Origin of the sequence: Paraburkholderia dipogonis (assembly GCF_046027395.1) — a bacterium.
Lineage (GTDB): Bacteria > Pseudomonadota > Gammaproteobacteria > Burkholderiales > Burkholderiaceae > Paraburkholderia > Paraburkholderia dipogonis_A.
This window is the reverse complement of record NZ_JAQQEG010000012.1, coordinates 205,816-216,821: the sequence shown is the minus strand read 5'-3', so window position 1 is coordinate 216,821 and position 11,006 is coordinate 205,816. Positions and strand designations below refer to the sequence as shown.

Below are 11,006 nucleotides of genomic sequence, written 5' to 3'. Positions count from 1 at the left end.
GCGGCCCGCCCCCCCCCCGGGGCCCCCCCCCCCCCCCGCGCGAGGCGCTCGGGATTGCCGAATACCACGGACCCCGCAGCCAGATGATGCGCTGCATCGATCATCCGACGATGGTCAAGGATGGCTCCGGCTGGGGGTGCATGGCGGGCCTGAGCGCAGGCTTTCTGGCGCAGCAGGGATTCACGGGCGCCCCCGCGATTACGGTTGAGCAGCCGGAAACGCAACGTTACTGGGGCGATCTCGGCGAGCGTTGGCGCATCATGGAACAATATTTCAAGCCGCAGCCGGTATGTCGCTGGGCGCACCCTGCCATCGACGCGGCGCAGGCACTCAAGCGGAAGCACGGTTTCACGAGCGGACAGATTCGCTCGGTGTATGTCAGGACCTTCCATCATGCAACGCGGCTTGCCCATGCGCAGCCCGCGACAACCGAGGAAGCGCAATACAGTCTGCACTTCTCGGTGGCCGTGGCGCTCAAATACGGTACGGTCAATTTCGACGCGATCCAGGGCAACGGTCTTACAGACGCCGAAGTGCTGCGTCTGAGCCACCTGATCAGCGCGGAGGAACAGCCCGAATTCAGCTCGCGCTTTCCGATTGAACGCATGGCCGACGTGAGCGTCGAACTGGTCGACGGCCGTCGCTTTGATTCCGGGCCGACTCAGGCGCGCGGCGATCCGGATTTGCCGTTCGTTGCCAGTGCGATCCGGCAAAAATTCCGGCACTTTGCTGAAGGCGCATGCGGCGAGCGGTACGCGAAGGAACTGGCGGGCCGGGTCGACGAACTCGGCTCGAACGACGCCCCGATCGCGCCGCTGCTCGATCTGGTGCTCGGCGAAATCCGGGTCTAGCCTGCGAGGTACGATCGGTACGCGCCCCCGATGCTCCGGCGACGATGGGGACGCGTGCGATCTGCCTCGTACCGGCGGCCTCTCCCGTCATTGATCCACACACGCTCATGGACCCATCAGAAAACGATAAGGCCGACTCGCCAACCCAACGGATGGGCTTCTTTCTGGTTCCGCATTTTTCGATGATGGCCCTCAGTTCGGCCACTGAGCCGCTGCGCGCCGCCAACCGGGTGGCCGGCAAGCCACTGTATAGCTGGCACCTGATCAGCGCGGATGGCGAACCGGTGTCGTCGAGTTCCGGCTTCTCACTGCTGCCTGAGTTCGCGATGACCTCGGCGCCGGAATTCAGCCACCTGTTTGTGGTGGCAAGCATCGGAGTCGCTGATTACCGCAATGCGCAGGTGTTTGAATTTCTCAGGCGGTATGCCGCGACCGGTCGCCCGCTGGGCGGCATCAGCCTGGGCACGATGATCCTCGCGCGGGCCGGTCTGCTCGACGGGCGGCGCTGCACAATCCACTGGGAAGCCCTGAGGGCGCTTGCGGACGAGTTTCCGTCGCTCGAGGTGTGCCGTGACCTGTACTGCGTCGCCGGCGATCGCCTGACCTGCGCCGGCGGCACGGCCGCCATGGACCTGATGCTCGACCTGATCGCGAGCCAGCATGGCCATCAGCTCGCAGTTGAAGTCGCCGACCAGTTTTTGCATACGCGTATACGCGGCTCCGCTGAAAGCCAGAAGATGGCGATCCAGTGGCGATACGGTGTCGAAGACCGGCGCATCGTCAATGCCATTACGCTGATGGAACAGAACGTCGAACGGCCGGTTCCGATGAAGACGGTCGCCTCGCTTGTCGGCATTTCGCCGCGCCAGTTCGAACGGATGTGGCTGAAGCATTTTAACGTCCGTCCGTCACAGTTCTATCTCGAGCTACGGCTGAAGACTGCGCAGAAGCTGCTTCATGAATCGACGTACTCACTGCTCGACATCGCCATGCGCTGCGGCTTTACTGGTGCGTCTCATCTTGGTCGGTGCTATCGGAAGTTTTTTGATCGCACGCCAGGCGCGGAACGCAACGCGAAGGACACGCTGTAACGCCGTGTATCGCCGTCGCGCCTCATGTTGCGCCCCGCTGGTCCCGAAGCGGGCGCAACTGTAGTGGCTGGAAATCATCGCGGGGGAAAGGTCCGGTCTTGGCGGCGTCCGGGCGGGGGAATGCTAACGTCGCGACGTGAAAGATTGAGAGGCGGTTCGCCCGCTCGACATTTCCCTTGGGATGGCTGATATTCGCACACCACGACTTCATGTTCGACTGGTACGACACCGACGAAGCGCGTAAATTCCTTGCCAGCGGCCGTCCGCCTCGCTACTTCAACCCACCCGAAAAGCCCTGCATCAAGTAGCGCTGCACATAGCCCGCGAGCAGAAGCGTCGGCACTGACGAAATCAGCCCCGCGCTCATCAGTTCTCCCCAGTCGATGCCGTTCTCGGTCACATAGCCCGCCATGGCGAGCGGCAGCGTGAAATGACTTGGCGACGAGACGAACAGCAGCGCCAGCAGAAACTCGTTCCATGCAGTGATGAACACGAAGATGGCGGTGGCAACGAGGCCTGGCGCGCAAAGCGGCATGACGATGAAGACGATGCGCTGTGCGAGGTTTGCGCCGTCGAGCGCTGCGGCCTCCTCGAAGTCGATCGGCACGTCGCGCACGAAAGACAGCAACATCCAGATCGCCATCGGCAGCGTGTACAGCTGATATGCGAGTATCAGCCCGAACAGCGAATCGAGCAGATGGAACCACTTTGCCAGCGAAAACAGCGGTACGGCCACCGTAATCGGCGGCATCAGCTTGAGTGCGAGCACGAGCATCAGGAACACCAGATCGAGCCGCGCCGGAAACGCAAGTCGCGCGAGAGCATACGCGGCCGGAAAAGCCAAGGCGAGTGCGAGCAACGTGGCGCCGAGTGCGACCCACACCGAGTTCAGCACCGGCTGGGCCATGCCGCTTTGCCACACCGCCGCGAAATGCTCGAACGTGGGCGCGGAAGGCCACAACGCGAGCGGATGCGCGAGGCGTTCCAGCGTGGGCGTGAAAGCCGCGCCAGCCATCCATACGCACGGCAGCAGCAGCACCGCCAGCGCACCGAGCCGCAACAGCCCACGCACCGCGGCACCGGACGAACGTCGCGCGAAACTTTGCAAGCGTGCGACCGGCATCACCGGTCGCGCTTGACGGCCGATTTCCATATGTATCCCGAGACCAGCACCGCGCATGTGACCAGCATCAGGACCGAAGCCGCGCTGGCAGGCCCAACGTTGAAGAACCGGAAGCCCGTGTCGTAGATGTACGTCGACAGCGTCTGCGTGGCATTGCCTGGACCACCGCCCGTCAACGCGTACACCTTGTCGAATAGCTTGAAAGTGTCGATCGACCGCAGCAGCATGGCAAGGGCGACGTGCGGTGCAACGAGCGGCAGCGTGATGTACCGCAGGCACTGCCATTCGTTCGCACCGTCGGTGCGCGCCGCCTCCGCGATTTCAGGCGGAATTGACTGTAGCCCCGCGAGAATGACGAGGAATGCCATCGGCGTCCATTGCCAGACATCGACGAGCATCAGCGACCAGAGCGCGAGGTGCGGATCGGATAGCCAGGGCACCCGCGGCAGACCTGCCGCCGTGAGCAGCGCATTCAGGAAGCCGCTGTAATTGAGCCAGTTGCGCCAGATGGCGGAGCAGACGAGCGTGGAGAGCATCATCGGCAGCACGGCGAGCGGCAATGCGATGCGCCGGCCCGGAAACGCGCGGACGAACAGTAGCGCGAGCGCGAGTCCGAACAGGACTTCAGCGATCGAGGCTACGATCGTGAACTGGATCGTATTGACGAAACTCGTGCCGAACTCGCCGTCGGCAATGACCGATCGATAGTTGGCGAGCCCGATGAACGAGCGGTGCCCCGACGCGTAATCCACTGAGAAAAACGAATCGGTCAGCACGCGTGCTACCGGGTAGAGCGCCAGCACGCCGAGCACGAGCACGGCTGGGCTCATCAGGACGATCAGCGGCAGGTAACGTCGTGACCGGCTCATCGACCCGTTCCCCCGATTGCCTGCGCTGTCACTGCGATACGGCGTTGGCTTGGGCGATCTTCTGCGCGGCTTGATGCAAGGCCGCGTCGGGCGCGGCCTGCCCCGTCAGCGCGAGTTGCAACGCGTCGCCGAGAATCGCCTCGATCTGCTGCCAGTCCTTCACGCGAGGCCGCGCACGGCCCGCTTCGAGCGCCTTGAGCTGCTCCGGATACCAGCGATATTGTTTGACGAGCGTCGGATTGGCGAAGACGCTCTTGCGCGTCGGCGGAATGCCGAGCACGGCAAGTTGAGTTTGCGTCGCTGACGAAGTCAGATAGGCAAGGAAATCCGCTGCCACTTTCGCATGCGCTGCATCTTTCGCAATGCCCATTTGCCAGATGCCGAGCATCGGCGCCGGCCCCTTGACCTCGCCGGGCGGAGATTGCAGCGCAACCTGGCCGACGACGCGCGACTTCGTTGGATCGTCGAGCGCAGGCAGCCAGGCGGGCCACACTTCGATGGCCTGCGCGGCCATGCCGCCCTGCAACGCGTCGCGCACTTCGCCGGCTCCATACACGTCGACGTCCTTCGGTGCCCACTTCTTGAGGGCGAGGAGCATCTTTAGCGCGGCCAGCGCCTGGGGCGAATCGATCGTGACCTTGCCGTTCGTGTCGACGACTTCTCCGCCATACGCCCAAAGGATCGGCAGAAAACCGGTGACGACGGGATTGCCCTTCATGCCGCGAAACACGACAGCCGAAACGTCCTTGTCGGCTGTACCGATGGTCTGTGCGATCTTCAGCACGTCGTCCCACTTGCGCGGCGGCTGCAGGCCGCGACTCGCCAGCAGATCCTTGCGATAGGCGAACATCTCGACGTTGCCGACGATCGGCATCGCGTACAACGTTCCCGTCGACGCACGTCCCAGGGAGACCGTAGAGGACACCATGTCAGCATCCGCGAGCGTGGCGGGCAGCGGCTGAAGCCATCCGTTGGCGATGAATTCGGGGGACCAGGTGTCGTCCATCATCACCAGGTCATAGGCGCGCGTGTTTTCCCGCAACGAGAGCTTCAGCTTCTGATAGAGGTCGTTGTTCGGCAGCTTCAGCAACTCGATATCGACGCCCGGGTGCTGTTTCTTGTAGCCGTCCACCGCCTGCGCGAGCCCGCGGCCGTAGATGTCGTCGCGGCCTGCGATCACGAGATCCGCGGCATGGGCTCCAAGTGCGGCGATGGACAGGGAAGCCGCGACAGAAGCCGCGCGGAGGCAGGCGAACAGGGTAGTCCACTGGATCATTGAAGCCATGCTCTCGAATTCCTCTCGGGGATAGGCGTATGCGTACGATGAGTCCAGAGCTACTCACCCCGCTTTTTTTCATCGCGCACGGAGTCGCGGAAAAATAGATGCCAGATGCGGCCGCGGGGGATTGCAGCAACCTATCATGACAAACATGTGTCAGCAATCAGGGTTGGCGCGTAGCGCTCGAATCCGCACACAGGCATGATTGCCGCGTTGTCGGCTCCCGCGCCGCGACCGCCCACCGTTGGCCATGACGCGGATTTGGCGTGCGCACGCTGGGGGAAGCTGTGTCCGATCTGGGATGATGTATTGCGTCGTGCGGCTACTGGAGCTTTCAGCTCTCCTTGTGATCCACAATCGGCACTCAGATTGGGTCCGATCTATACAAGCGCTTGCTGTGTAATGGTGAATTCGGTCATCCGCGCGCGCTCTACGCGCCGTTCGATACGGATACGCGTGCCCGGCGCCATCAGACTATTGCCGAAACGATTTTCGATATCTCGTGAACGGACAGGGTCGGTTATCCCTGATCAGACGGCGTGTAAAGAGAACTCTCTAATCCCGCCGACGCTCGCGTAGTGCTGTCTGGTGCGTTCGGTCGGCCTTACCGCGATACGTTCGGCAAGCAGTGCGCGGGTCAAGCCGAGCTGACCTGCGCGCTTGCTAGCGGCAATGAGTGTCTGCGTAATGAGATCTCGCTGTGCGTGACTGCCGCCGATGCGGATGGCGTGGTAGCGCACCGGCAGGAAATAGCCGACTGCTCGGGCGTATTCGCCCGCGGCAAAGGCAAGCACGCCATCGATCAGGCGACGGCCGACCTCTGTAGTCACGCTATGGTTGTCACCCTGGCCGTCTCGCATATAACGTTCGAGCGAGCGGCGAAAACGTTCGAGTCCCAGCTGGTTGCCGGCGCGCGACACGGCAAGCGCGATATGCAGATCGTTGAATACCAGCACATGGTCGTCCACATGGGTCAGCCATTGGGCAGCGAGCGGGCCCCAGCGTTCTCCGACGTCCGCGCCCGCGAGTTCCAGTCGCCAGAGCAGGGCGGAGGCATCGACGAGGTCGAGCAGGAAGTCGCCTGCGAGTTTCGGCGCAACGTACCGGTCGTAGTCGGCCAGCACTTCATCGAAGCGTCCTTCCTCAATCAGGTAGAGAGCAAGATGCCAGCCATTGTGGACGGCGAGCGCGTGAGCGCGGCTCCAGGCCGGGTGGGCCGCCTGCAGGAACGCGATGCCTTCGGCCTGGCGACTTTCTGTTTCAAGCACATGGGCTACCGCGTGAATCGCCCAACCGTCTTCGGCATTGCGAGCGATGGCGGCGTGAGCCACCTTTTCAGCGCGACGCAGTTCACCTGCTTCCTCGAGGCCGAAAGCATACTGACCGAGAACATAGCCGTAGTTTTCGCCCTGCGGGTCCCAGTGCGGCAGGACCCTTGCAATGGAATCCCGGATACTGAGCGATTGACCGAGGCAGAAGTAAGCGTCGTGAGCGAAGCGTAAAGCCAGTGCATCGGTCGGATGGTCGACGAGAATGCTCTCCCACAGATCGATCGCGTCGGCAATTCGTCCCGCGACCAACGTCCTGGCGGCAGCGAGATGGCGGATTTCGCGTGAAGTCGCGCCGGCGCTGGCCTGTTCGGCCGCGGCAATGGCGACGGTGACGCGCGGATCGTCGGCACGAAACCCACCCAGCAGAAACAGCGATGCGATGGCGCTGCTGCCCAGACCGAAGCCAGGATCCTGATCCACTGCGTCCTGCAAGCGGCCAACAGGGTCGCCCTTCCAGCCGAAGCAGTCCGAGATGGCGCGGTCGAGCGCGACGGCGGATTCCTCCGACGCCGTCACCTGCAGACCTTGGGCGTCGATAGCCATCAGCGTGCTCCGGGACGGCGACCGGGCCGTTGCTCATATGAGGCGACCGATTGGATCATGGGTTGCGGTTGAGCAGGACCGTCACGAGATGATGCAGTGTGTCGCTAGCATATGCAGTCGTGACGGAAAAGAGCGACCCATCGCTCGTGCCCGAAATTTCCCTGTGAATGCACGCCAGAATCCCGGCGACCAACAACACGGAGCCTACCCGCTTAACGGAGCCGCGACGGAGGTCCGATGGCGCTGACGCGTTTTCCGTCGCGTCATCGAAAGTTCGACGAGCGATATTTCCGAATCCCTTCATGATGGTCGGCGGAGCGATTGGCAACATATCGAGTGTCTGCAATCAGGCGAGCGTGTCGAACCATTTTTTTTGCATATCGATAGCAGTACGACGGCTTAGCGCCGCATGAGGCTGCTGCTGGCACGAATATAAAATTTTGAGCACTGGGGACGATTCCGTGACGTCCTATGGCCACGGCTGCGTGTGGCAAGAAGCCTGCCGCCAACCTATCGAAACTCTCCCTTTATGTCTATGCAACGACGAGCGGATCCGGATTTGCATTTGCCAAATGCTTGGTTCTCCCGCTTCGATAAGCCGGCTAACCTCGACTCGTCGCTTCTAGCCGTCACGTATCGGAGGTCAATCGGGCATGCATTACAAAGGTTATGAAGTGGCGCCAGCGGCGCAAGCTCTGCCCGGCGGATTGTTCGCAGCCAATCTTGTCATTCAGGACGAGGTGTCGCTGTTGAAGCCGGCTTTCGTGTTCGACGAACTCGATTACTTCTTCGAGTCGGACCTTGCCCTCGCCTATGCGGCTCGGTGGGCGCGCATCTGGATTGATGACCGGCCGTCCCGGTGCTCATAAATAGCCGCGGCCGACACTTTGCATATCACAACAAATTGGTTTTCGACGAGTCCGGCCCGGGCAGACAATCAATTCCGGATGACGGTATGCAATAAGCCGCCTTTGCCGGAGTGTTCCGGTGCCGCAAGGGGTCCGGTCGGCCGGGTCCGCCGGAGAAACAATGAAACGTTTGCCGTTGCTCAACCTTGCCGCCGTGGCGGGTGTCGTGATCGCCGTGACGCTGATCGGGGTGAAAAATGTTCAGGGGAATACAAGCAATGAGATCCTGAACGTATCGTACGACCCCACCCGGGAGTTGTATCGTTCCCTCAACGGCCAGTTCATCGCGGCCTATCAGCAGGCAACGGGAGTCCGGCCGCAAGTGAAACAGTCGCATGGCGGCTCTTCTCGTCAAGCGCGCTCGGTGGTGGCGGGCGAGCAGCAAGCGGATGTCGTTACGTTAGGGCTTTTTTCGGATGTCGACGCGTTGCGCAAGCGTGGCTTGATCGCCGATAACTGGGCCGGGCGTCTGCCGAATCACTCGCAGCCGTACTACTCGACAATCGTATTCGTGGTGCGCAAGGGCAATCCCAGGCATATCCGCGACTGGCCGGACCTGATCGTGCCGGGTGTGGACATCGTGACTCCAGATCCGCGGAGCTCCGGCAACGGCAAACTGAGCGCCCTCGCGGCGTGGGGCGCGGTGACCACACGCGGCGGCAACGAAGGCGCAGCGCGCGACTATCTCAGTGCGCTGTACCAGCACACGGTCCGGCTCGACAGCGGCGCTCGCGGTGCAGCCATCGGCTTCACAGTCGAAAAAATCGGCGACGTGCAACTCGCGTGGGAAAACGAGGCGCTGCGCGAGGTTGCGGACGCGCACGACGAACTCGAAATCGTCTATCCCCCAGTCAGCATTCTCGCCGAACCCTACGTAGCATGGGTCGACGTGAATGTGGCGCGCCATCACAGCGAACGTGAAGCGCAAGCGTATCTGCAATTCCTGTTCACCGACGCGGCTCAGCAGACCATCGCCCAGGCTGGCTACCGGCCTTTCAACGCGAACATTGCGCAACGCTTCGCCGCGCGCCTGCCTCCGCTCAAGCTGTTCCCGGTGACGGCGATTGCCCGTGACTGGGATGACGCGAACCATCGATTCTTCGACGAAAACGGCATTATCGACACGGTCCTCAAGCCAGTTGACGGCGCGGCAGATTCGTCGAGTCAGGGCGCAAGAGACAAGGGGTAACTTCATGGCGCTGTCGAACAACTTCACCTACGACTGGGGCAAGGGCAAACGGGATCTGCTTGCGGGCCTGACGGTGGCCGCCATTTCGCTGCCGCAAGGGATGGCGTATGCGCTGATCGCGGGCGTCGATCCTCGCTTCGGGTTGTATTCGGCGGTGGTGGTGACGTTGATTGCGTCGCTGCTGGGCTCGTCGTCGCATCTGATCAACGGGCCGACCAGCGCGATTTCCCTCGTCGTGTTTAGCGCGCTCGCTTTTCTCGATCCGAATGCCACGGCCGATATCTATGAGGCGATGTTTCTGCTCGGCGTGATGGTTGGCATCGTCCAGATCGGCATCGCCGTCTTCAGATTGGGCGACCTGACACGCTACATCTCGGAGTCGGTCATCCTCGGCTTCATGGCGGGCGCCGCGGTACTGTTGGCGATCGGCCAGATCGGTAATGCGTTGGGCGTGCGCGAGAAGGGTACCGGTCATCAGCATGTGCTGTACCGGTTGTGGTTGACGCTGACGCAGGGCGATCCCGTGAACCTGAGGGCCGTGGCCGTCAGCGCGGCTTCAGTCGTCCTGGCGGTGGCGCTGCGTCGCGCCGTACGGCGTTACCGGTTGCCGCAACTCGATATGTTCGTCGTGCTGCTGCTCGTTGCCGGAGGGGCCTATGCGCTCGGCTGGTCGCAGCCAGGGGAAGACGGTCATACGGCGGTCGCGGTCATCGGCGCATTGAAAGCGGGACTCCCGTCTCCGCATATACCGGAGATTCACTGGAAGTGGATCGGTCAATTGTCGTCGAGCGCAGTCGCGATTGCGTTTCTCGGCTTGCTGGAGGCGCTTTCCATCGCGAAGTCGATTGCGCATCACACTCACCAGCCGCTTGACTATAACCGGCAATGTCTCGCAGAAGGCGTCGCCAACCTGGTGGGTGGTTTTTTTCGCTGCCTTCCAGGCTCGGGTTCTCTGTCGCGTTCGGCGATCAACTACCAGGCCGGGGCTGCCACGCGATTCTCGGGTGTGGTGACCGCTGTGGCTGTCGCGCTGGCGGTGCTGGTGCTTGCCCCGCTCACGCGTTATATCCCGAAGGCTTCGCTGGCGGGACTGCTGTTAGTGACCGCGGTGCGCCTGATCGATGTCGAGCGTCTGCGTTATACGTTCCGGGCTTCGAAATATGATGCCGGCCTGATCGTATTGACGACGCTCGCCGCGTTGCTGATCGGCGTCGAATTCTCCATCCTGATCGGCGTCGCGCTGTCTATCCTCCTGTTTGTCCCCCGCGCGGCGAAATTGAAGGCAACGGAACTGGTCGTGAGTCCGGAAGGCGTCGTGAGAGAGCGTTTGCCATCCGATCCGTCATGTGCCGCGGTCGCGGTCTGGGATTTCGAAGGCGAGTTTTTCTTCGGCGCGGCGCCGGAGCTCGATCATCATTTCGAAACGATCAAGGCGCGCGCGCGGCAACAAGATGTTCACTATCTCGTGCTGCGTTTCAAGCGCGTGCGGAATCCCGATGTGGTGTGCATTGAACGGCTCGAACATTTTTTGCGCGACGCACAACGGGACGGACTCATCGTACTGCTCGCCGGACTTCGGCCGGCATTGCGCCACGTGCTCGGCAATCTGCGTTTTACCGGCTGGTATCCGGCAGACCGGTTTTTCCCGGAAGAGGACGAGACGTGGTCGGCGACGGTACGCGCTGTCCGGTACGCCTATGCGCAACTGGGCGCAGGCAATATCTGTCCTCACTGTGCGGGGCGCTTGCAGGCCGAGCAACGCCTGGCAGATCTTTATTACCTTGTGTAATGCCTGGGTTGGCTGACGCAAAGCGATATGGCT

9 protein-coding genes are annotated in these 11,006 nt (G+C 62.0%); 5 read left to right on the top strand and 4 right to left on the bottom strand.

The annotated features are described in order from the left end of the window. Window positions 1-851, top strand: an 851-nt coding sequence (locus PQR32_RS14750) for an MmgE/PrpD family protein (protein ID WP_461824412.1), incomplete at its 5' end; no start/stop codon positions are given. 107 nt (window positions 852-958) lie between these two features. Continuing rightward, on the top strand, window positions 959-1,942 hold the full coding sequence (locus tag PQR32_RS14745; protein WP_408227749.1) for a GlxA family transcriptional regulator: 984 nt from the start codon (window positions 959-961) through the stop codon (window positions 1,940-1,942). 271 nt (window positions 1,943-2,213) lie between these two features. Here PQR32_RS14745 and PQR32_RS14740 read toward each other — a convergent pair whose 3' ends face one another. The 4 genes from PQR32_RS14740 to PQR32_RS14725 all read right to left on the bottom strand — a co-directional run bounded on the left by PQR32_RS14740 (window position 2,214) and on the right by PQR32_RS14725 (window position 7,087). Beyond that, complete coding sequence (locus PQR32_RS14740) at window positions 2,214-3,095, bottom strand: carbohydrate ABC transporter permease (protein ID WP_408227746.1); 882 nt, start codon at window positions 3,093-3,095, stop codon at window positions 2,214-2,216. Further along, window positions 3,065-3,934, bottom strand: coding sequence for a carbohydrate ABC transporter permease (locus PQR32_RS14735; RefSeq protein ID WP_408227743.1), 870 nt, complete (start codon window positions 3,932-3,934; stop codon window positions 3,065-3,067). The genes PQR32_RS14740 and PQR32_RS14735 overlap by 31 nt, the downstream gene beginning before the upstream one ends. Before the next feature lie 28 nt (window positions 3,935-3,962). Further along, window positions 3,963-5,219 (bottom strand): ABC transporter substrate-binding protein, encoded by a 1,257-nt coding sequence (locus tag PQR32_RS14730; protein WP_408227740.1) that lies wholly within the window; start codon window positions 5,217-5,219, stop codon window positions 3,963-3,965. A gap of 524 nt (window positions 5,220-5,743) precedes the next feature. After that, window positions 5,744-7,087, bottom strand: a complete 1,344-nt coding sequence (locus PQR32_RS14725) for a tetratricopeptide repeat protein (protein WP_408227737.1) — start codon at window positions 7,085-7,087, stop codon at window positions 5,744-5,746. Between the two features lie 653 nt (window positions 7,088-7,740). Here PQR32_RS14725 and PQR32_RS14720 point away from each other — a divergent pair. The 3 genes from PQR32_RS14720 (at window position 7,741) to PQR32_RS14710 (ending at window position 10,973) form a co-directional block, all read left to right on the top strand. Continuing rightward, entirely contained in the window at window positions 7,741-7,956 is a 216-nt protein-coding gene (locus PQR32_RS14720) for a hypothetical protein (RefSeq protein ID WP_408227734.1), read from the top strand. A 160-nt stretch (window positions 7,957-8,116) separates the two neighbouring features. After that, window positions 8,117-9,184, top strand: coding sequence for a sulfate ABC transporter substrate-binding protein (locus tag PQR32_RS14715; RefSeq protein ID WP_408227731.1), 1,068 nt, complete (start codon window positions 8,117-8,119; stop codon window positions 9,182-9,184). Window positions 9,185-9,188: 4 nt separating this feature from the next. Further along, window positions 9,189-10,973, top strand: coding sequence for a SulP family inorganic anion transporter (locus PQR32_RS14710; RefSeq protein WP_408227728.1), 1,785 nt, complete (start codon window positions 9,189-9,191; stop codon window positions 10,971-10,973). The last annotated feature ends 33 nt before the right edge of the window (window positions 10,974-11,006 follow it).

What these genes read in the sequence shown, in the direction of transcription:
- PQR32_RS14745 (WP_408227749.1), top strand. Translation starts at nt 959, where the DNA reads ATGGACCCATCAGAAAACGATAAGGCCGACTCGCCAACCCAACGGATG.
- PQR32_RS14740 (WP_408227746.1), bottom strand. Translation starts at nt 3,095, where the DNA reads ATGGAAATCGGCCGTCAAGCGCGACCGGTGATGCCGGTCGCACGCTTG.
- PQR32_RS14735 (WP_408227743.1), bottom strand. Translation starts at nt 3,934, where the DNA reads ATGAGCCGGTCACGACGTTACCTGCCGCTGATCGTCCTGATGAGCCCA.
- PQR32_RS14730 (WP_408227740.1), bottom strand. Translation starts at nt 5,219, where the DNA reads ATGGCTTCAATGATCCAGTGGACTACCCTGTTCGCCTGCCTCCGCGCG.
- PQR32_RS14725 (WP_408227737.1), bottom strand. Translation starts at nt 7,087, where the DNA reads ATGGCTATCGACGCCCAAGGTCTGCAGGTGACGGCGTCGGAGGAATCC.
- PQR32_RS14720 (WP_408227734.1), top strand. Translation starts at nt 7,741, where the DNA reads ATGCATTACAAAGGTTATGAAGTGGCGCCAGCGGCGCAAGCTCTGCCC.
- PQR32_RS14715 (WP_408227731.1), top strand. Translation starts at nt 8,117, where the DNA reads ATGAAACGTTTGCCGTTGCTCAACCTTGCCGCCGTGGCGGGTGTCGTG.
- PQR32_RS14710 (WP_408227728.1), top strand. Translation starts at nt 9,189, where the DNA reads ATGGCGCTGTCGAACAACTTCACCTACGACTGGGGCAAGGGCAAACGG.